The sequence below is a fragment of the Burkholderia sp. MS389 genome (genome assembly GCF_016899425.1).
Classification (GTDB): Bacteria; Pseudomonadota; Gammaproteobacteria; order Burkholderiales; family Burkholderiaceae; genus Burkholderia; species Burkholderia sola.
Map to the genome: position 1 here is coordinate 1,682,805 of NZ_CP045994.1, position 19,900 is coordinate 1,702,704.

18 protein-coding genes and 1 tRNA gene are annotated in these 19,900 nt (G+C 67.5%); 16 read left to right on the forward strand and 3 right to left on the reverse strand.

The window, feature by feature from the left end; all coding sequences use genetic code 11:
* Positions 1-4: 4 nt before the first annotated feature.
* From GJG85_RS07805 to GJG85_RS07850, 10 genes are all read left to right on the forward strand, one after another.
* Positions 5-2,419 (forward strand): secretin N-terminal domain-containing protein, encoded by a 2,415-nt coding sequence (locus GJG85_RS07805; protein ID WP_204383828.1) that lies wholly within the window; start codon positions 5-7, stop codon positions 2,417-2,419.
* Positions 2,416-2,904 (forward strand): type II secretion system protein, encoded by a 489-nt coding sequence (locus GJG85_RS07810; RefSeq protein ID WP_089488401.1) that lies wholly within the window; start codon positions 2,416-2,418, stop codon positions 2,902-2,904. Before GJG85_RS07805 ends, GJG85_RS07810 begins: the two co-directional genes overlap by 4 nt.
* Positions 2,879-3,274: a prepilin-type N-terminal cleavage/methylation domain-containing protein gene (locus GJG85_RS07815; RefSeq protein WP_050012535.1), complete on the forward strand. Its 396-nt coding sequence runs from the start codon at positions 2,879-2,881 to the stop codon at positions 3,272-3,274. The genes GJG85_RS07810 and GJG85_RS07815 overlap by 26 nt, the downstream gene beginning before the upstream one ends.
* Positions 3,275-3,287: 13 nt before the next feature.
* A complete protein-coding gene (locus GJG85_RS07820; protein ID WP_235356172.1) occupies positions 3,288-3,785 on the forward strand; it encodes a type II secretion system protein in 498 nt (165 codons plus the stop codon).
* 13 nt (positions 3,786-3,798) lie between these two features.
* Positions 3,799-4,482, forward strand: coding sequence for a response regulator transcription factor (locus GJG85_RS07825; protein WP_050012537.1), 684 nt, complete (start codon positions 3,799-3,801; stop codon positions 4,480-4,482).
* 395 nt (positions 4,483-4,877) lie between these two features.
* Entirely contained in the window at positions 4,878-5,399 is a 522-nt protein-coding gene (locus GJG85_RS07830) for a fimbrial protein (protein WP_050012538.1), read from the forward strand.
* 17 nt (positions 5,400-5,416) lie between these two features.
* On the forward strand, positions 5,417-6,145 hold the full coding sequence (locus tag GJG85_RS07835) for a molecular chaperone (RefSeq protein WP_124637893.1): 729 nt from the start codon (positions 5,417-5,419) through the stop codon (positions 6,143-6,145).
* Between the two features lie 118 nt (positions 6,146-6,263).
* The gene (locus tag GJG85_RS07840; protein ID WP_060733861.1) at positions 6,264-8,822 is read left to right on the forward strand and encodes a fimbria/pilus outer membrane usher protein; all 2,559 of its coding nucleotides are present in this window, start codon (positions 6,264-6,266) and stop codon (positions 8,820-8,822) included.
* Complete coding sequence (locus GJG85_RS07845; protein ID WP_124630421.1) at positions 8,819-9,787, forward strand: fimbrial protein; 969 nt, start codon at positions 8,819-8,821, stop codon at positions 9,785-9,787. Before GJG85_RS07840 ends, GJG85_RS07845 begins: the two co-directional genes overlap by 4 nt.
* Before the next feature lie 157 nt (positions 9,788-9,944).
* Positions 9,945-10,496, forward strand: coding sequence for a cytochrome b/b6 domain-containing protein (locus GJG85_RS07850; protein ID WP_050012542.1), 552 nt, complete (start codon positions 9,945-9,947; stop codon positions 10,494-10,496).
* A gap of 110 nt (positions 10,497-10,606) precedes the next feature.
* Here the strand turns inward: GJG85_RS07850 and GJG85_RS07855 are convergent.
* Positions 10,607-10,693 (reverse strand) — tRNA-Leu (locus tag GJG85_RS07855).
* Between the two features lie 249 nt (positions 10,694-10,942).
* On the opposite strand from GJG85_RS07855, the gene rnr reads away from it, so the two are divergent.
* From rnr to GJG85_RS07885, 6 genes are all read left to right on the forward strand, one after another.
* Positions 10,943-13,420 carry a ribonuclease R gene (gene rnr / locus GJG85_RS07860; protein WP_050012543.1) on the forward strand — a complete coding sequence of 826 codons (2,478 nt, stop codon included), beginning with the start codon at positions 10,943-10,945 and terminating at the stop codon, positions 13,418-13,420.
* Positions 13,421-13,568: 148 nt separating this feature from the next.
* Positions 13,569-14,312 carry a 23S rRNA (guanosine(2251)-2'-O)-methyltransferase RlmB gene (gene rlmB, locus GJG85_RS07865; RefSeq protein ID WP_050012544.1) on the forward strand — a complete coding sequence of 248 codons (744 nt, stop codon included), beginning with the start codon at positions 13,569-13,571 and terminating at the stop codon, positions 14,310-14,312.
* A gap of 104 nt (positions 14,313-14,416) precedes the next feature.
* Positions 14,417-15,289, forward strand: a complete 873-nt coding sequence (locus GJG85_RS07870) for an N-acetylmuramoyl-L-alanine amidase (protein WP_050012545.1) — start codon at positions 14,417-14,419, stop codon at positions 15,287-15,289.
* A 92-nt stretch (positions 15,290-15,381) separates the two neighbouring features.
* Positions 15,382-16,077 (forward strand): ribose-5-phosphate isomerase RpiA, encoded by a 696-nt coding sequence (gene rpiA / locus GJG85_RS07875; protein ID WP_050012546.1) that lies wholly within the window; start codon positions 15,382-15,384, stop codon positions 16,075-16,077.
* 282 nt (positions 16,078-16,359) lie between these two features.
* The gene (locus tag GJG85_RS07880) at positions 16,360-17,076 is read left to right on the forward strand and encodes an FCD domain-containing protein (protein WP_050012547.1); all 717 of its coding nucleotides are present in this window, start codon (positions 16,360-16,362) and stop codon (positions 17,074-17,076) included.
* 101 nt (positions 17,077-17,177) lie between these two features.
* Positions 17,178-18,167 carry a Gfo/Idh/MocA family oxidoreductase gene (locus tag GJG85_RS07885; RefSeq protein ID WP_089488405.1) on the forward strand — a complete coding sequence of 330 codons (990 nt, stop codon included), beginning with the start codon at positions 17,178-17,180 and terminating at the stop codon, positions 18,165-18,167.
* Positions 18,168-18,237: 70 nt separating this feature from the next.
* Here the strand turns inward: GJG85_RS07885 and GJG85_RS07890 are convergent, their stop codons facing one another.
* Positions 18,238-18,930: an amino acid ABC transporter permease gene (locus GJG85_RS07890; protein WP_006484207.1), complete on the reverse strand. Its 693-nt coding sequence runs from the start codon at positions 18,928-18,930 to the stop codon at positions 18,238-18,240.
* Between the two features lie 122 nt (positions 18,931-19,052).
* Positions 19,053-19,847: a cystine ABC transporter substrate-binding protein gene (locus tag GJG85_RS07895; protein ID WP_204383829.1), complete on the reverse strand. Its 795-nt coding sequence runs from the start codon at positions 19,845-19,847 to the stop codon at positions 19,053-19,055.
* Positions 19,848-19,900 lie beyond the last annotated feature (53 nt).

Below are 19,900 nucleotides of genomic sequence, written 5' to 3' on the forward strand. Positions count from 1 at the left end.
CATCATGAAACGTAAAGTCAGTCTGTTGCTCCTGATTTCGGCGCTTGCGCTGACAGGATGCGCAAGTACCCCGTTCAATCCCGCGCCCGATGCCGCCGCGACGCCCGCCGAACGACTCGGCACGCTGCAGCAACAGCAGGCCGCCGCGCCCGACGACATCGCCGTCGCGACCGCCGTCGAATTCAGCCGGCAAGCGTATGTGCGCGCGGAACTGAAGGAAGCCGACCGCCAAGTCGCGCAGGGCAACCATGCGGCCGCGATCGATCACCTGGAGAACGTGCTGGGCGAAGATCCGGGCAACCTGAAAGCCGCCCAGACGATCGAGCAGGTCAAGCGCCGCCAGCAAATGGCGGTCGACCTCGCGCGCGCGCAGCGCATCGGCGGCGAGAAACCGCAGGAGGCGCTCGAGATCGCGCGGCGCATCCTCGCCGAGCAACCGAACCACGCGGGCGCCAAACGCCTGCGCGACACGATGCTGCGCCAGTCGCAGGCCAGCCGCGCGGTGCGCCCGCAACTGTCCGACGCGCTGCGCAAGCCGGTGTCGCTCAATTTCAAGCAGCAGCCGCTGGCCAACATCTTCGACGTGATTTCGCGCGTGTCCGGCGTGAATTTCGTGTTCGACCGCGACGTGGACACCAGTCAGGCCGCGACGCTGCTCGCGGAGCGCACGACCGCCGAAGACGCGATCAACCTGCTGCTGCGTACCAACCAGCTCGAGAAGAAGGTGCTCGACAAGCACACGCTGCTCGTCTACCCGTCGCAGCCTGAGAAGGCCCGCAATTACACGGAGTTCGCGATTCGCACGTTCTTCCTGTCGCATGCGGACGCCAAATCGGTGATGGCCGCGCTGCGCCAGATGGTCAAGCCGAAGGACGTGTACGTGGACGAGCGGGTGAACGCGGTCGTCATGCGCGACACGCCGGAGACGATCCAGGTCGCGGAGCGCGTGGTGATGGGGCTCGACATCCCGCAATCGGAAGTGACGCTCGACGTGCAGGTGCTCGAGGTGAACATGAACGACAGCCTCGATCTCGGCGTCCAGTATCCGGGCAAGATCCAGTTCAACGCGCTCGGCGGCGTGGAAGGCGGTGCGCTGACGCTCGGCGACCTGCTGCGGCTGAATCGCGACCGCGTCGGCGTGTCGAGCGAATCGGGCGGCCTCGCGCTCGCGATCGATCTGCTGCAGAAGCAGGGCAAGACGAAGACGCTCGCCAATCCGAAGATCCGCGTGCGCAACATGGAGAAGGCGAACATCAAGATCGGCGAACGCGTGCCGATCGTCACGACCACCAACGCGAACGGCGTCGTGACCGAATCGGTCAGCTACCAGGACGTGGGCCTGATGCTCAAGGTCGAACCGCGCATCAGCCTGAACGAGGAGGTGAGCGTCAAGGTGAACATGGAGGTCAGCAGCATCCTGTCGAAGGAAACCACGAAGACCGGCCTGGTCGCGTATTCGCTCGGCACGCGCAACGCCGAGACGCTGATGACCGCGAAGAACGGTGAAACGCAGATCCTCGCCGGCCTCGTCAAGCGCAACGAAAGCGACAGCATCGCCGGGCTGCCGGGCGTATCGGGCCTGCCCGTGCTCGGCCGGCTGTTCGGCTCGAACGGCCGCAGCAACGAGCGCTCGGAGATCGTGCTGCTGATCACGCCGCATATCGAGCGCAATCTCGACCTGCCGATGTCGGCGGTGACGACCTTCCTGTCGGGCACCGAGTCGCGCGTGACCACCGAAGCGCTGACGCTCGAGTCCGCGCAGGCCGTGCCGGCGCGCCTGCCGTCGCCGAACGGCCCGGATCTGGACGCGCCGATCGAGCCGTCGCCGCCCGCGGGCAACCGTGCAGCCGCGGAGCGCGACACCGCCGACTCGGCAGAGTCGGCCGACGCGCAACCGCAGGCGCCCGCGGAGGCCCGGCAGGACGACGCGACGAGCCCTGCAGTCGAGCCCGGCGTGCGCGGCGCGGGAATGATGCGTACGCGTGCCGCGGCCGGGCAGCAGCCGGTTGCCGCCGTCAAGGTGGCCGCGCTCGCCCCGGCCGGCACGGCGGCGAACCGTCGGACGGTAGCGCCGCGAGAGGATGCGCCGCACGCGGCCGCCACGCCGGCGAAGCCTGCCGGCCTGCGCGCGGAAATCGCGATGGCGCGAATCGAGCTGGATCGCGCGAGCGACATCGACGGGGCGTCGCAGCGCGCGCGACCGGCCGCGCTCGAGCATGCCGGAGCACCGGCGCCGGACGCGCAGGCGAGCGCCGCCGCTGCGCCTGCGCGCGGCGAGCACCGGGTCGCTACCGCGGTGCGCTCGCTGATCGCCACGCTGCAGGCGTTCGTCGATCGCTTCGTGGGCGGGCCCGAACCGGCCGCGCCGCTGTACGCCGACGCGCCGATGCTGCTGTCCCGCACGCGGGGCTTCGCATGAGCGTCCGTCGACGTGCCCGTGCGCGCGGCTTTACGCTGATCGAGCTGATGGTGGCGATGTCGCTGCTGGCGTTGCTCGCGACCGTCGCGCTGCCGTTGACGGATCTCGTCAAGCGGCGCGCGGACGAGGCCGAGCTGCGCCGTACGCTGGTCGTGATCCGCTCGGCACTCGATGCATACAAGGAGGCGGCGAGCGACGGGCGGATCGAGCGCAGCGTCGACGCGAGCGGCTACCCGGCCGACCTGCGCGTGCTCGTCGACGGCGTCGTCGACAAGAAGTCGACGGACGGTGCGCGACTGTATTTCCTGCGCAAGATTCCCGCCGATCCGATGTGCGAATGCGACGGCAAGGCGCCCGAAGACACGTGGGAAACGCGCAGCTACGCGAGCGATCCCGATTCGTTTTCTTCCGGTGAGGACGTGTTCGACATCCGCTCGACCAACCGCAAGGAGGGCCTCAATGGCGTCCCGTACAACCAGTGGTAGTCGTGTGCGCCGCGCCGCCGGCTTTACGCTGATCGAGTTGCTCGTCGTGATGGCGATCATCGCGGCGCTCACCGCGTTCGTCGCGCCCGGCTACCTGAAGCAGAGCGACCGCGCGAAGGAAACGGTGCTGCGTCACAACCTGAACACGCTGCGCCAGTCGATCGACGACTATCGGGCGGATCACGGCCGCGATCCCGCCACGCTCGATGCGCTGGTCGAGCAGCGCTACCTGCGCGAGCTGCCGCTCGATCCGGTCACCGGCAAGCGCGGCTCGTGGCGGCCGCAGGCCGGCGAGACGGGTGGCATCGCGGACGTGAAGAGCGGGGCGAAAGGGCGTGCGCTCGACGGGAGCGACTATGCGACGTGGTGATCGGCGATGCGGCTTGCGCAGACAGCGCGGCATCGCGTATCTCGGCGTGCTGATGCTGGTCGCGGCGCTCGGGCTCGGCATGACGCAGGCGGCGCGGATCTGGACGACGGTGCAGCAGCGCGACCGCGAGGCGCAGCTCCTGTTCGTCGGCGACCAGTTTCGCGCGGCGATCGCAAGCTACTACAATGCGGCGGGAGGCGGCCGCTATCCGGCGTCGCTCGACGCGCTGCTCGAGGATCGTCGCGGGCTGCCGACGGTGCGTCACCTGCGGCGCCTGTACGCCGATCCGCTGACCGGGTCGACGCAGTGGGGGCTCGTGAAGGCGCCGGACGGCGGCATCATGGGCGTGTTCAGCGAGGCGCCCGGGCAACCGCTGAAGCGCCAGGGTTTCCCGGCGCGATACGACGCGTTCGGCGACAGCGGCGCGTACAGCGAATGGACTTTTGTTTATCTGCCGCCCGCTCCGGTCGACGCTGCGGCGAACGGGCCGGGAGACGGGGCGGCATACTGAGATCAGGACGAACATGATTGTCGCAATACTTGAAGACATCGTGACCCAGGCAGGCGTCGTGGCCGGCTGGCTCAACAAGGCCGGCTACGACACGGAGGTGCGGCACGACGGCGACGGCTTCATCGAACTGGTGCGCACCCAGCGCGTCGACGTGCTGCTGCTCGACTGGGACGTGCCGGGCAAGTCGGGGATCGAGGTGATGCGCTGGGCGCGCGAATCGTTCGCCGACGCGCTGCCGATCATCATGATGACGCAGCACGACGGCGAGAACGACATCGTGTTCGGTCTGAACAGCGGCGCCGACGATTACCTGATCAAGCCGCTGCGCGAGCGCGAGCTGGTTGCACGCGTGAACGCGCAGGCGCGCAAGTACTATCCCGAGACGCAGCGGGCGAAGGTCGTCGAGGTCGGCAAGTTCGCGCTCGACGTGAGCGCGCACGCCGCGACCGTGGACGGTGCGCCGGTCGAACTGTCTCTGCGCGAGTTCGAGGTCGCGCTGATGCTGTTCGAGAGCGTCGGGCGGATCGTGTCGAAGGACATGATGATCAAGCGCATCTGGGGCGTGGTCGACCGGAAGTACGACGCGACGCTTGCCACCTACGTGAGCAAGCTGCGCTCGAGTCTCGGGCTGCGCGCAAAAAATGGCCTCGTGATCACGACGGTCTACAACTACGGATACCGGCTCGAGCGGGCCTGAGCATCCGGCCGGATAGCGGCCGCTTCGTCTCCCGATCCGGCGACGCGGGGTGGCGCACCGCCTCGGCTCGCTGGCCTTCCGCCGCCGTTCGGCATTGCAACGATGCACGTCGCGACGCTGTCGTGATGCGCGGCGGCGCGCTTCGCGATCCATTCATCCACCTGTTCTTTCTCTGTCATTTTCCACCGGTTCGAACGGCACGTTCGGTCACGCCGGTGCGAGATCGCGCTCGCGCTCGGCGCGCGTGCGGCGCCTGTCGGGCGATCGTTGAGGATCTCTTCACATTTGTTGGGTGGCGGCGACCGGGCCGGAATAATGCCTGTGAACTCGACGGGTTCACGGTTCCGCTGTCCGGGACCGGCAGTGAAGCTCCTTACTTTTCCCCAAGACATTCGATGAAACAGTTCCAGAAACCTTTCGTGCTGCTCGCCCTGATGGCGGCATTCGGTTCGACGTCCGCGTTCGCGGCCGACGGCACGGTGAACTTCCACGGCAAGATCGTCGCGACGACCTGCAAGATCGACAACAGCAATATTCAGGTGCCGCTCGGCGCAATCGGTATCGACCAGCTCGCCGAAGCGGGCCGGGAAAGCCGTCGCGTGCCGTTCCAGATCGCGCTGAGCGAGTGCAATGAGCAGTTGAGCGGCGTGCGTGCGCAGTTCGAAGGGCTGTCGCACGGCGAAGATGCGACGCTGCTCGCGGTCGGCACCGGCAGCAAGGACGACGCGAAAGGCGTCGGTATCCAGTTGATGCACGAAGACGGCAAGCAGATCGGCATCAATACGGAGTCCGACACACTCCAGTTGACGCCGGGCAGCAACGTGCTGAACTTCGCCGCGAACTACGTTTCGACGTCGGACCAGACCGAGGCGGGCGAGGCGAACGGTACGGCGTCGTTCACGCTGAACTACCGTTGAGCCGAGGGGGCCAGCCGATGACGCATCGCTTCGTACCCCGCGTGCTTGCCTGCATGCTCGGGCTGTGCATGACTCACGGCGCGCTCGCGGGCATCGTGGTGGGCGCGACCCGCGTGATCCTGCAGGAAGACCGGCGCGAGGCCGTCGTGCCCGTGAAGAACACGGACGGCCAGCCGTATGTCGTGCAGGCGTGGATCGACGGCGGGCCCGCGCAGGCCGGCGCGAAAGCGCCGTTCTTCGTTACGCCGCCGCTGTCGCGGCTCGATCCCGGCAAGGAAAACCTGCTGCGCGTGATGCGCGTCAAGCACGCACTGCCGGCCGATCGCGAGTCGATGCTGTGGCTGAACGTGAAGGAAATACCGGTCGCGGCGAAGCAGGAGAACGTGTTGCAGATCGCGATCCAGACGCGGCTCAAGGCGTTCTACCGCCCGCAGGGCCTGACCGGCTCGGCGGCCGATGCACCGGCGGCGCTGACCTGGCGCATCGTGCCGTCGCGCGCCGGCGCGATGCTGGCGGTATTCAATCCGACGCCTTATCACGTCACGTTCGCGAAGATCGACGTCGATGCGGGGGCGACCGAGGATGTCGATCTCGAGACGGCGCCGCCGTTGCAGGCGACGACCTACCCGCTGCGCAACCTCCGTGCGCTGCCGGCGCAGCCGGTCGCGCTGCGGTTCAGCACGATCAACGACTACGGCGCCGTGACGCCGACCGTCACGGTGACGGTGCCGGCCGACGCCACCTGATGCGACGCGGTCGCGCAGCCGCGGCCGACGGGCGCTTCACGATCCGCTTTTACGACCTTTTCATCCTTCAGACCTCACGCGGCGCGCGTTCATCCGGCGCGCGCCGCGCCTTTCGTTCATGACACGACGCCTTCACCTGCTGCGCCGATGCGTGCTCGCGCTCGCCTCGACCCTCGCGATCGGATTGCCGATCGCGGGCGGCGGGTCCGCGCACGCGCAGACGGCATTCAATCCCGCGTTCCTCGCGTTCGGCAACACGCAGGCGGACGTGGACCTCGACGCGTTCGCCGAGGCGAACGTGCTGCTGCCCGGCATCCATCCGGTCGAGGTGGCGGTGAATGGCGAATCGTACGGCCTGAACGACATCCGCTTCGAGCGCGGCGCCCCCGACGAATCGGTACGGCCGTGCCTGAGCGCCGCGCAACTCGATGCGTTCGGCGTGAATCTCGCGGCGTTTCCGCGACTCGCGGATGCACAGGACAATGCGTCCGCTTGCATGAACCTGCGCGACGCGATGCCGGACGCGACCGTCACGGTAGACCCGGATCGCCAGGCGCTGTCGCTGACGGTCCCGCAGGCGAAGATGAAGCGGGTCCCGCGCGGCTCGGTCGATCCGTCGCGCTGGGACAACGGCATCGATGCGATGCGCATCGACTACCGTGTCAACGCCGCGCAGCGGCGCTACGGCGACCTGCCGTCGGGCCACGCGACGGAAGCCTACGGCAGCGTGCGCGCGGGCCTGAACCTCGGCGCGTGGCGCCTGCGCGGCAGCGCGATGGCGAACCGCAACGCGTCCGGTTTGCAGACGCAGTTCTCGAACGCCTATCTCGAACGCGACATCCCCGCGTGGCGCAGCCGCGTGACGCTCGGCGACAGCTTCACGTCCGGCAGCGTGTTCGACAGCGTGGCCTTCCAGGGCGTGCAGCTCGCGTCCGACGACACCATGCAGCCGGACAGCCAGCGCGGCTACGCGCCCGTCGTGCGCGGCATCGCGCAAAGCCACGCGAAGGTCGAGATCCGTCAGAACGGCTATCTGATCTACAACAGCTACGTACCGCCCGGCCCGTTCGAGATCGACGATCTGTATGCGGTCGCGTCGAACGCGGATCTCGAGGTGACGATCATCGAGGCCGACGGGCAGGCGCGCAGCTTCATTCAGTCGTCGGCGAGTATTCCGACCCTGCTGCGCCAGAACGCGTGGTCGTATCGCGCGGCCGCGGGCCGCCTGCGCGCCGATTCCGGCCGGCCGCAGTGGTTCGCGTCGGCGAGCGCCGCCTATGGCTTGCCGGGCGAGACGACGATCTACGGCGGCGCGACCTTCGCGAGCGGCTATGCGGCGCTGGCGGCCGGGGTCGCGCGCAACATGGCGCGCCTGGGCGCGGTGTCGGTCGACGTCACGCATGCGCGCCACCGGAACCACGCGGGGCAGGCGGGGGCCGGCAGCGCCGCGCGCCTGATGTTCGCGAAGGCGTTCGCGGCCACCGGCACCGAGCTGCGCGCCGCGCACCATCATTATTCAGACGGCTATCGCAGCCTGTCCGACGTCGCGGTGCGCTATGCGGCGTCGGTCGACCGGTGGGCGTATCGCGCCGGCAAGCGCAGCCGCAGCGAGCTGAGCGTGTCGCAGAACCTCGGACGCGCGGGCTCGCTGTACGTCAACGCGAGCCGGCGCACGTACCGCGACGGCGCGGGGGAAGACCGGCTGGTGCAGCTCGGCTATTCGGGTAGCGTATCGCGCGTGTCGTACAACGTGAGCGTCAGCCACGAGTCGCGCGCCCGCGGCGCGAGCAGCCGGCAGGTGTCGCTGAACCTGTCGCTTCCGATCGGCGGCGGGCGCACGGCGGCGCCTCGCGCGTACGGCAGCGCGACGCTGATCGCCGGCACTGCCGGCACGGAGCAGCGCGCGGGCGTGTTCGGCACGCTGCTCGCCGACGATAGCCTCAGCTATGGCGTCGACGCCGATCGATCGGCGAACGGCCTCGGCGGCGCCCTGAACCTGAACTATCGGGCGACGGCCGGCCAGTTCTCGGCCACCCACAACCAGGCGCGCGGCGGCTCGCAGACATCGGTCAGTGCCGCGGGCGGCGTGCTCGTGCACGGCGGCGGCGTGACGTTGTCGCAGCCGCTCGGCGAAACCGTCGCGCTCGTGCGCAGCGAGCGCGCGGCCGGCGTCGGCGTGGTGGCGCATGCCGGCGTGCGTACCGACCGCGCGGGTTATGCGGTCGTGCCGCATGTCACGCCGTACCGGCAGAACCGCATCGCATTGCGGACCGCGGAGCTCGATCGCCGGCTCGAGATCCGCAACGCGATCGTGCACGTCGTGCCGACGCGCGGGGCGGTCGTGCTGGCGCCGTTCGAGGTCGAGGCCGGGCGCCTGATGCTCGATCTGGTCGACGACGCGGGCAAGCCGGTGCCGTTCGGCGCGGCCGTGCTGACGGCGAACGGCAAGGCTGTCGGCATGGTCGGCCCGAACGGTCAGGGCTTCGTCACGGGGATCGACCGCGCCGGCGACCTGCTCGTGCGCTGGGGCATGCGTGCGGACGAACGCTGCGCGCTGTCGTACGACATCGGCGAATCGACCGCGCATCGCAATTTTCCCGAACTCGCGGCCGTCTGCTCGCGCGCGCATCCGGCGCTGCGGGCCGACGCCGCGTCAACCTCGTCATCCCGATCATGAAACCCTCGACTTTCCGATTTGCCGCGCGTCTGCGCCGCTGGGCGGCACTCGTCGCGCTGACGCTCGGTACGGCGCCCGCGTTCGCCACGTGCCTGAGCGCGCCCGAAGACTTCAATCCGCTCGAGTTCGGCCCGATCGCGGCCGACAGTGTCGACGCCGGCGGCATCGTCGCGTCGGCGCGTTTCACGCTGACCGTCACCTGCTCGCGCAACGGCCAGAACGTGCCCGAGCCACGCACGTTGCGGTATGCGAGCGAGTTCGGTCCGCTGCCGGGCATGAACCTCTGGGCGAGCAACCTGCCCGGGCTCGCGCTTCGCGTGGCGCGAGATGGCGAGGATCTCGGCGGCCAGACCGACGGGTTGCTCGGCGTGCATCCGGGCGATGGCACGGCGCGCGAGTACGTGATCGACGTGGAACTCGTCAAGACCGGGCCGGTGACGCCCGGCTTCCTGCAGGGGCAGGTGCTGAGCGTCGATGCATCGGCCGCGATTGGCGACCCCGACCACAACGTGGTGCACAAGCACATCACGAGCAGCTATGTGCGCGGTGTCGCCTGCACGGTCAATACCGATTCCAAGCATCTTGTCGTGCCGCTCGGCGCGGTGCCCGCGAACGCTTTCGATGGTCCGGGCTCGACCCGTGCGTCGCGGGAATTCGCGATCAACCTGACCTGCAGCCCGTATGGAGAAGCGCGGCCGACGCCGCTGTCGATCCAGTTGCTCGGCGAGACGGTGCCGGGCACGGCGGACGTGCTGAAGCTGCATGGCGACGCTGCCGCGCAAGGGGTGGGGATCCGCGTGCTGAAGGACGAAGCGCCGGTGGCGTTGAATGCGTGGCACAGCCTCGGCGATGCGACCGTCGGCGCGACCACGTTGCCGTTCACCGCGCAGTACTACCAGTACGGCGAGCGCGTGACGGCGGGTTCGGGCGACGGCGTGATGACATTCCTGATCGAGATGCGTTGACGCCGGCCGGCCACGCGGCGCTCGTCCGCGCGCCGGCCAGCGCCGGACCGGGCGTTTTGAAATCTTTGAGGATGCTTATCCATACCGGAATCGACGTCGATAATTTCATCCACTGTTCCAACACAACACTGCAATGGCAATCGATAAAGGATGAATCATGCATACGGTTTCTCAGACCAGTTTTCGGCAAGCGTCTTCGGATGACGGCCGCTACGATCGCTTTTCCCGCGCACTGCACTGGATCTTCGCGGTCGTGATCCTGTACACGATGGTGGCCGGATTCTCGCTGCACTTCATTACCCAGCCGGACGTCTGGCGTTTCGTGTCGACGCTCAACATGTCGCTCGCGAGCAGCCTGATCGTGCTGTTTCCGCTGCGCTACGTGTGGTCGTTCTTCCGTCGGACGCCGCCCGACATCGCGTCGATTCCTTCGAAGCAGCGGTCGATCGCGCATCTGGTGCACTCGCTGATTTACGCGCTCGTCGCGTTCGTGCTGTTCAGCGGCTTCGTGATGGTGCCGGACGGCTACTGGCTGTTCTGGGCGGTTTACGTGAATACGCCGTTCAGCGCGGGGCCGGTTACCGAGCACTGGTTCGTCCTGCACAAGATCGGCTGCTATCTGCTGGCATTGCTGGTGGTCGCGCACGCGGGCGCCGCGCTCAAGCACCATTTCGTGTCGAAGAACGGCGTGCTGAAGCGCATGCTTTGACGAGGCCGCCGCAGTGAGTCGATGAAAGGGAAGGCGGGCGCGCAGGCGCTTTACTTCCTGGGCCGAAAATGAAAAAAGGCCGGCTAGAAGCCGACCTTTTTAAATACAGATGGTGCCCAGGAGAGGACTCGAACCTCCACGATGTTGCCACCGCTAGGACCTGAACCTAGTGCGTCTACCAATTCCGCCACCTGGGCACGTTTTGCAGTAGCTGCTTGCTGCAAAGAAGCGAAATTATAGCGCCCCAATTATTCCTGTCAACACTTTTTTGCGATGCATCGCAAACCGGCCGTCGCCGCGCGCGCCGGCGGCATTCCCGTCTTTTGGCGACACGGGCGGGTGATAGAATGACCCGCCGCCGTCAATATAGAACTGTCAGACGGACACCTCTATGTTGATGCCGTGCACCATCAGTCAACGCAACGAGAACAATCATCGACAAACCCTTGAGCAAATATCCGTACCCCATTCCGAGCCGTGAAGAGATTCTCGGCGTGCTGCGTACGAGCGACGCGCCGCTGGCCGCCAACGACATCGCCGAAGCCCTGTCGATCAAGCGTCAGGAGCGCGAGGGGTTCTTCCGGCGTGTCGCCGCGATGGAGCGCGACGGCCAGATCCGCCTCGACAAGCGCGGCCACTACCAGTTGACCCATCCGTCGAATTTCGTCGCAGGGCGCGTGCAAGGGCATCGCGACGGCTACGGGTTCGTGATCCGCGACGACGGCCAGGACGACCTGTTCTTGCCGAACGGCGAAATGCAGAAGGTGATGCACAACGACCGCGTGCTCGCGCGGATCGTCGGCTACGATCGCCGCGGCCGGCCGGAAGGGCATGTCGTCGAAGTCACCGAGCGCGCGAACAAGCGTGTGATCGGCCGCCTGCTGAACGAGAACGGCGCGCTGATCGTCGCGCCGGAAGACAAGCGCATCGGCCACGACATCCTGATCACGCAGAACGTGAAGAAGGCGAAGGTCGGGCAGGTCGTCGTCGTCGAGCTGACCGATTTCCCGAGCCGTCATTCGCAGCCGCTCGGCCGTGTCGTCGAAGTGCTCGGCGACATCGACGATCCGGGCATGGAAATCGAAATCGCGGTGCGCAAGTACGGCGTGCCGCACGAATTCAGCCAGCCGGCGCTCGACGAAGCCGCCGCGCTGCCCGACAAGGTGCGCCCCGCCGACCTGCGTTTCCGCGTCGACCTGCGCGACGTGCCGCTCGTGACGATCGACGGCGAGGACGCCCGCGACTTCGACGATGCCGTCTACTGCGAGCCGGTCAAGGTCGGCCGCGGCGACGGCTACCGGCTGATCGTCGCGATCGCCGATGTGTCGCACTACGTGCAGCCGGGTAGCGGGCTCGACGCCGACGCGCTCGAGCGCAGCACGTCGGTCTACTTCCCGCGCCGCGTGATCCCGATGCTGCCGGAGAAGCTGTCGAACGGCCTCTGTTCGCTGAATCCGCAGGTTGATCGCTGCGTGCTCGCGTGCGACATGGTGATCACCGGGCGCGGCGAGATCAAGGCATACCAGTTCTATCCGGCCGTGATCCATTCGGCGGCGCGCCTCACGTACACGGAAGTCGCGGCCGTGCTGTCGAACACGAAGGGGCCGGAGGCCGCGCGCCGCGCCGACCTGCTGCCGCACCTGCAGGATCTGTACGGCGTCTACAAGTCGCTGTTCGCCGCCCGTCAAAAGCGCGGCGCGATCGACTTCGACACGACCGAGACCTACATCGTCTGCAATTCGCAGGGCAAGATCGAGCAGATCGTGCCGCGCCAGCGCAACGACGCGCACAAGCTGATCGAGGAATGCATGCTGGCCGCGAACGTCTGCGCGGCCGATTTCCTGAAGCGCAACAAGCATCCGGGCCTGTACCGCGTGCACGCGGGGCCGACGCCGGAGAAGCTCGAGAACCTGCGCGCGTTCCTGCGCGGCATGGGTCTGTCGCTCGGCGGCGGCGACAAGCCGCATGCGAGCGACTACGCGGCGCTGATGGCGCAGATCCGCGACCGGCCGGACGCGCAGATGCTGCAGCCGATGCTGCTGCGCTCGATGCAGCAGGCGGTCTACAGCCCCGACAACATCGGTCACTTCGGTCTCGCATACGAGGCGTACGCGCACTTCACGAGCCCGATCCGCCGCTATCCGGACCTGCTCACGCACCGCGCGATCTACGCGATCCTGTCGGGCAAGAAGTACGCGCCGAAGGCGCCGGAAGGCTTCGAGCTGAATACCGCGTTGTCGCCGCGCGCCCGCGCGATGCAGCAGGCCGACGACGAAGCGCGCGGCCGTTCGCGCTCGAACACGGCGATCTGGGAAGAGCTTGGCCTGCACTGCTCGGCGAACGAGCGCCGTGCGGACGAAGCGTCGCGCGACGTCGAGGCGTGGCTCAAGTGCTACTTCATGCGCGACAAGCTCGGCGAGGAGTACGGCGGGATGGTGAACGGCGTGACGTCGTTCGGCATCTTCGTGCAGCTCGACACGCTGTTCATCGAAGGGCTCGTGCACGTGACGGAGCTCGGCTCGGACTACTTCCAGTACGACGAGATCAAGAACGAGCTGCGCGGCGAACGCACGGGCATCCGCTATCGCCTGTCGGATCGCGTGCGCGTGCAGGTGAGCCGCGTCGATCTCGATGCGCGCAAGATCGATTTCCGCCTCGTGCGCGATACGCCGGTGAAGGCGCCGCGTCCGTCGCCCGCGCCGGCTGCCGGCGTCGATCGCAACGGCGGCGGCCCGCGCGTGCGTGCGCTGCCGCCGGTCGACGAAGCCGCGCCGCGTCGCAAGCCGGCCGCGAGCGCGCCGAGCGTCGCGGTGAAGGAAGCGCGCGCCGCGCGTGGCGCCGCGAAGAAGAAGGGCGGCGGCGGTGGCGGCGGCGCACCCGCGAAGCCGACCGCGAAGAAGGCCCGCGCCCGCAAGAAGTATTGAGCGTTCGGGGCGGCGTACGCGCACGCCCCGCAGTATCGAGAGACGCCGCGTCACCGGTCATCGGCCGGCCACGCGGCGCTTTCCTTTTCCATGGATCGCGGCCGCGCACGTCGCGCGGCCGCACGTTTGATCGAAGGTTGTTCCAGTCATGTCACGTCTGAAGGTTCTTTACGGTTTTCATGCGGTGACCGCACGTTTGCGGCACGATGCATCGACGGTGGCGGAGGTGCTGTACGACCAGACGCGCCGCGACCGCCGCATGCAGGACTTCCTGCACACCGCGAAGGAAGCGGGCGTGCGGCTGATCGCGGCCGACGAAACGCGCCTGTGGGGCCTCGCGCATACCGAGCGCCACCAGGGCGTCGTCGCGCGCGTCGAGGACATGCCGCTCGCGCAGAACCTGTCCGAGCTGCTCGACGGGATCAACGGGCCCGCGCTGCTGCTCGTGCTCGACGGCGTCACCGATCCGCACAACCTCGGCGCATGCCTGCGGGTCGCCGATTCGGCCGGCGCGCACGCGGTGATCGCGCCGCGCGACCGGGCGGTCGGCCTGAACGCGACCGCGGCCAAGGTGGCGAGCGGCGCGGCCGATACGGTGCCGTACATCACGGTGACGAACCTCGCCCGCGCGCTGCGCGAGCTGAAGGAGGCCGGCGTGTGGATCATCGGCACGTCGGACGAGGCGTCGGCGACGCTCTACGACACGAAGCTCGACGGCCCCGTCGCGCTCGTGATGGGCGCGGAAGGCGAAGGCATGCGCCGGCTCACGCGCGACACCTGCGACGAAGTGATGAGCATCCCGATGGCCGGCAGCGTCGAAAGCCTGAACGTGTCGGTCGCCAGCGGCGTGTGCCTGTACGAAGCCGTGCGCCAGCGGCGCGTGAAGGGCTGAGCCCGGGGCTGCCCCGTCCCGCGCGCGATGCGCGGGCGTCGAATGACCCGAACGACGCGCGCCGCGATGCAACGCGGCACGCGGCTCTGCGGAACCCGCGACCGATGACCCTGTTTCGTGTTGGCGTCTCCTGCGCCGTGCTCGGCCTGCTCGCAGCCTGCACGTCGCCGTCGCTCGTCGAACGCGGCACCTACTACGCCGACACGAGCCTGCACGCGCGCGGCGCCGATTCGCGGATCCGCTTTCTCGTGATGCATTACACCGAAAGCGACGAGACGAAATCGCTGCGCACGCTGACCGGCGAGTCGGTCAGCGTGCACTACGTCATCCCGCCGCAGCCGCGCACCGAGCGCGGGATGCCCGTCGTCTACCAGCTCGTTCCGGAAGCGCGGCGCGCGTGGCACGCGGGCGTCAGCGAGTGGCAGCGCACGACCGAGCTGAACGCGGTGTCGATCGGCATCGAGAACGTGAACCGCGGCCCGCTCGACGCGCAGCAGCGTACCTGGCAGCCGTATCCGCCCGAGCAGGTCGACGCGCTGATCCGTCTGTCGAAGGACATCGTCGCGCGCTACGGGATTGCGCCGACGCGCGTGGTCGGGCACAGCGACATCGCGCCGCAACGCAAGATCGATCCCGGTCCGCTGTTCCCGTGGCATGCGCTCGCGCAAGCCGGCGTCGGCGCATGGCCGGACGACGCGACCGTCGCCGCGCGGCTCGGCGGCCGCGACCCGCACGCGCCGGTCGACGTGCGCGACCTGCAGTTCAAGCTCGCGCGCTACGGCTACGACGTGCCGACCGACGGCGTGCTCGACACGCGCACGCAACGCGTGTTCGCGGCGTTCCAGATGCATTTCCGGCCGTCCGATTACGCGGGCAATCCGGACGCGGAAAGCGACGCGATCGCGCAGGCGCTGCTCGACAAGTACTTCCCCGGCACGCAAGCGGCGGCCCCCGCACCGGCGGCCGACACGCGCTGACTACGCGGCGTATCGCACGCCGAAAAACGCGGAGGCGTCCGCCGACTCCGGTAAACTGGCAGTTTTCCGCAATCCCGCAGCATTACCACGCCATGACTCAAGACGAACTCAAACGCCTCGTCGGCCAGGCCGCCGCCGATTACGTGATCCAGAACGTGCCGGAAGGCGCCGTGATCGGTGTCGGCACCGGCTCGACCGCCAACTGCTTCATCGACGCGCTCGCCGCCGTCAAATCGCGCTATCGCGGCGCCGTGTCGAGCTCGGTCGCCACGACCGAACGCCTGAAATCGCATGGCATCAAGGTGTTCGACCTGAACGAGATCGAGTCGCTTCAGGTGTACGTCGACGGCGCCGACGAAATCGACGCAGGCGGCGCGATGATCAAGGGCGGCGGCGGCGCGCTGACGCGCGAGAAGATCGTCGCGTCGGTGGCCGACACGTTCGTCTGCATCGCCGACGCCAGCAAGCGCGTGCCGGTGCTCGGCGCGTTCCCGCTGCCGATCGAGGTCGTGCCGATGGCGCGCACCGCGATCGGCCGGCGCGTGACCGCGCTCGGCGGCGTGCCCGTGCTGCGCGTGACGAAGGACGGCGCGCCCTACATCACCGATAACGGTAACGAGATCATCGACGTGAAGGGCCTGCAGATCGCCGATCCGCGCGGTTTCGAAGCGCAGCTGAACGCATGGCCGGGCGTCGTGACGGTTGGCCTGTTCGCCGAACGCGGCGCGAATCTGTGCTTGCTCGGCACGGAAAACGGCGTCGAAACGATCGTTTATCCGGCTGGCTGAAACTGAATGAGAAGCAGTCCGTAACGGTGCGGTATCGGCCGTCATGGATCGGATGGTTAAATCTTGTGGAAACCGGGGTCCGGCAGGCGCGGCGCGCTTCCCGGGCCTTTTTTTTAGCCGTATAAATCACCTCGTTCAAAAGAGGGATAACCCTGTCAGGTGTTTACCAGATAGCGAAATATCGTCGAACTCATCAACTTATAGATCATAAGAACAGAGTAGTAACCAGGGCCGGCGGAACTGCGGAGCAGGTGTTCGCAAATCGACGCACGGGGAGGTGTCATGGAGCAGGGCAAAGACCGGTCACTGGTCGCCAAAGTGATGGATGGGCTTGTCGCGGGTATCGTCGAGGACAAGTACGGCGGCATCTTGCCGCCGCAGGACGTGCTGTCGAAAGAGTTCGATGTGAGCCGCACGGTGATGCGGGAAGCGTTGTCGATGTTGCTTGCGCGCGACATGCTCGACGTGCGTCCGAAAGTCGGGACGCGCGTGCGGCCGATGCGCGACTGGCGGATGATCGACGAGGACGTTGTGAGCTGGCGCTTTCGGGCAAAACCCGATCCGCAGTTCATGCGCGACGTCATCGAATTCCGGATGCTGATCGAGCCACGTGCGACCGCGCAGGCGGCGGTGCGTGCGACGGCGGCCGACATCGCGGGCATTCGCGAAGCGTTCGATGCGTTCAAGGTGCTGCAGCCGGGCGACGCCGGCTACGACACGGCGGACGAGTTGCTGCATACGCGGATCGTCCAGGCGAGCGGCAACCAGTTCTTCCAGCAGATGGCGGCGATCGTGCGCGGCGCTGTGCGTCTCGTGAACCCGCGCGTCGTGCAGAAGGAGGGCGCGCACGACACCGCGGTGAAGGCGCATGCGCGCGTCGTCGATGCGATCGAGCGGCGCGACCCGCGCGAAGCCGAAGCGGCGTCGCTCGCGCTGATCGATTTCAGCGCGGACGAGATTTCGCGCGATTTCTCGGTCGACGTGCCGGTGCGCGCCTGACGCGGCGCATGTCGCTCATCCTCGTGCCGCCGGGCCGTTTATCATGACGGCCGGCCGGCAGCGTGCCGGCCACCGTCATACGACCGACACGGAAGATCAGGATGAACGACAACGACCATCGCCCGGTGCGCTTCGGCATCGTCGGTGCAGGCAGCATTGCGCGCCGCTTCGCGCAAAGCCTCGCACACGTGCCGGGCGCCACGCTCACCGGCGTCTGGGCGCGCCGCGCCGACGCGGCTGCCGCCTTCTGCGGGGCATACGGCGGCACGCCTGCCGCGCGCCTCGACGCGCTCCTCGCGAGCGACGAAATCGACGCGGTCTACATCGCGACGCTCCATGACAGTCACGCGCGGTACACGCTGGCCGCCCTGGCTGCCGGCAAGGCCGTGCTGTGCGAGAAACCCGCGGCGCTGAACGCCGCGCAACTCGACACGGTGCTGGACGCGGCGCGCGATGCCGGGCGGCTCTTCATGGAGGCGATGAAGCCGCCATTCTTCCCGCTGTATCGTCAACTGCGTGCGCACCTGCGTGACGATCCGATCGGCGAGATCCGGCTCGTGCGGGCGGGCTGCGCATCGTCGTCGGTGCCGGACGACCATTCCGTCTATCGGCTCGATCGCGCAGGCGGCGCGTTGCTCGACATCGGCATCTACGAGGCGTTTCTCGCTGTCGACTGGCTCGGCGCGGCGCGCGACGTACAGACGCTCGGCCGCGTCGGTGCGACCGGTGTCGACCTGTTCGCAAGCCTGAACAGCGTGCATGCGAACGGCGGGATCGCGCAGCTCTTTTGCGGGCTCGACGTGATGGGGCGCGGCGACGCGCTGATCGCCGCGGCCGGCGGCCACGTGACGATTCACGAGAAGTGGTGGAACCCCGAGCGTGCGACGATCCGCTATGCGGACGGGCGCACCGTCGAACTCGACGCACCGGCCGCGGGCGGCGGGCTGAACTACGAAACCGCGCATTTCTGCGACCTGCTGCGCGCGGGCGAGACCGAAAGCCCGATCATGACGCACGACCATTCGCGGCAGATGATTGCGATGACCGATGCGGCGCGCGCCGTGCTCGGCGTGCGTTATTCGGGCGAATAGGCGGAATGGACGAAACAGGCGGGAAGGAAGGCGCCGGGCCCGCGAGCGCGGCCCGGCGTAACTGCGCGGCTCAGTGCCGCGACGGCAGCGACAGGCGCTTTTCGTACCAGCGCTGCACCCATTCGAGAATCTGGCACAGGATCCAGTACACGGCCGCGGCGGCGAGATAGAGCGGCAGCGGCTGATAGGTCGCCGCGATCACTTCCTGCGCGCTGCGCAGCAGTTCGGTCACGGTGATCACCGACACGAGCGACGTGTCCTTGATCAGGCTGATCAGGCTGTTCGACAGGCTCGGCACCGCGATGCGCAGCGCCTGCGGGCCGATCACGTAGCGCAGCGTCTGGCCCCACGACAGCCCGAGGCTGTATGCGGCGAGCCATTGGCCGCGCGCGATCCCGTTGATCGCGCCGCGCATGCTTTCCGACATGTAGGCCGCGACGTTCGCGGACAGTGCGATCACGCCGGCCGGCGTCGGGTCGAGCGAGATGCCGAGGCTCGGCAGCCCGTAATAGATCACGAAGATCTGCACGAGCAGCGGCGTGCCGCGCATCAGGCTCACGTACGCGCGCGCCAGCCACGCGAGCGCGTTGACCCAGATGCGCTCGAAGCCGTCGAGCGCTTCGCTTTGCCGGATGCCCATCATCGCGAGCACGACGGCGCCAAGCAGGCCGAACACCATCGACAGCACGGCGAACTTGACGGTCAGTACGGCACCCTGGGCGAGCACCGGCAGCGATTGGACGAGCAGGGACGTTGTCGACATGGAATACGAAGCGAATGCGTGCGCGAAAGCGCAATCATAAACCGGACCGATAAAACAAAGGGCGGCATCGTTGCGGATGCCGCCCTTTCCGGCCCGCCGTCAGGCGGGAAATGCAGGCGTGCTTACTTGATCGGTTTCGTCACGTCGATGCCGAACCACTTGTCGGAGATCTTCGTGAACGTGCCGTCGGCCTCGAGCTGCGTCATCGCGTCGTCGATCGCCTTCTGGAGCTTCGGGTTGCCCTTCTTGAACGGGATACCCGACGGGTTCGCCGAACCGACGTTCGCGCCCGGGCGCAGCGGCAACTGCGAGTTCTTCGTCAGGTACGCGAGCATCAGGCGGTCGTTGAGCGCCGCGTCGAGGCGGCCGGCCGCGAGATCGCGCAGGTACTCGGGCGCGCCCGGGTACGTCTTCACGTCGATGCCGGGCACCGATTTCGCCATGTCCATGTAGTTGGTGCCGAGCGCGACGCCGAGCTTCTTGCCCTTCAGGTCTTCCAGCGACTTGAACTCGCGCGTGTCGTCCTTGCGCTGGATCAGCTGCGCGGACGAGAATGTGTATGCAGGCGAGAAGTCGAGCGTTTCCTTGCGCTTGTCGGTGATGCCGACCTGGTTGGCGATCACGTCGAACTTGCCCGCCTGCAGGCCCGCGATGATGCCGCTCCATTCGGTCGTCACGAACTCGGCCTTCACGCCGAGCTTCGCGGCGACGGCCTTCGCGATGTCGACGTCGAAGCCGACGAGTTCGCCTTGCGGGTTCTTCGAGTTGAACGGCGGGAACGTGCCTTCGAGGCCGACGCGCAGCGTGCCGCGCTGCTTGACCTGGTCGAGGAGGTCGGCCGCGTGGGCGGTTGCCACAGCGAACGACGTGCCGATCACGCCGGCAACCAGCAGCTTCTTCAACAGCGAAAATTTCATCGTGTGTGTCCTTGCCCTGTCCGGGTCAATGATTCTGATCGTGAAGCGATGAT

Coding starts and splice junctions, on each gene's coding strand:
- GJG85_RS07805 (WP_204383828.1), top strand. CDS start 5: ATGAAACGTAAAGTCAGTCTGTTGCTCCTGATTTCGGCGCTTGCGCTG.
- GJG85_RS07810 (WP_089488401.1), top strand. CDS start 2,416: ATGAGCGTCCGTCGACGTGCCCGTGCGCGCGGCTTTACGCTGATCGAG.
- GJG85_RS07815 (WP_050012535.1), top strand. CDS start 2,879: ATGGCGTCCCGTACAACCAGTGGTAGTCGTGTGCGCCGCGCCGCCGGC.
- GJG85_RS07825 (WP_050012537.1), top strand. CDS start 3,799: ATGATTGTCGCAATACTTGAAGACATCGTGACCCAGGCAGGCGTCGTG.
- GJG85_RS07830 (WP_050012538.1), top strand. CDS start 4,878: ATGAAACAGTTCCAGAAACCTTTCGTGCTGCTCGCCCTGATGGCGGCA.
- GJG85_RS07835 (WP_124637893.1), top strand. CDS start 5,417: ATGACGCATCGCTTCGTACCCCGCGTGCTTGCCTGCATGCTCGGGCTG.
- GJG85_RS07840 (WP_060733861.1), top strand. CDS start 6,264: ATGACACGACGCCTTCACCTGCTGCGCCGATGCGTGCTCGCGCTCGCC.
- GJG85_RS07845 (WP_124630421.1), top strand. CDS start 8,819: ATGAAACCCTCGACTTTCCGATTTGCCGCGCGTCTGCGCCGCTGGGCG.
- GJG85_RS07850 (WP_050012542.1), top strand. CDS start 9,945: ATGCATACGGTTTCTCAGACCAGTTTTCGGCAAGCGTCTTCGGATGAC.
- rlmB (WP_050012544.1), top strand. CDS start 13,569: ATGTCACGTCTGAAGGTTCTTTACGGTTTTCATGCGGTGACCGCACGT.
- GJG85_RS07870 (WP_050012545.1), top strand. CDS start 14,417: ATGACCCTGTTTCGTGTTGGCGTCTCCTGCGCCGTGCTCGGCCTGCTC.
- rpiA (WP_050012546.1), top strand. CDS start 15,382: ATGACTCAAGACGAACTCAAACGCCTCGTCGGCCAGGCCGCCGCCGAT.
- GJG85_RS07880 (WP_050012547.1), top strand. CDS start 16,360: ATGGAGCAGGGCAAAGACCGGTCACTGGTCGCCAAAGTGATGGATGGG.
- GJG85_RS07885 (WP_089488405.1), top strand. CDS start 17,178: ATGAACGACAACGACCATCGCCCGGTGCGCTTCGGCATCGTCGGTGCA.
- GJG85_RS07890 (WP_006484207.1), bottom strand. CDS start 18,930: ATGTCGACAACGTCCCTGCTCGTCCAATCGCTGCCGGTGCTCGCCCAG.
- GJG85_RS07895 (WP_204383829.1), bottom strand. CDS start 19,847: ATGAAATTTTCGCTGTTGAAGAAGCTGCTGGTTGCCGGCGTGATCGGC.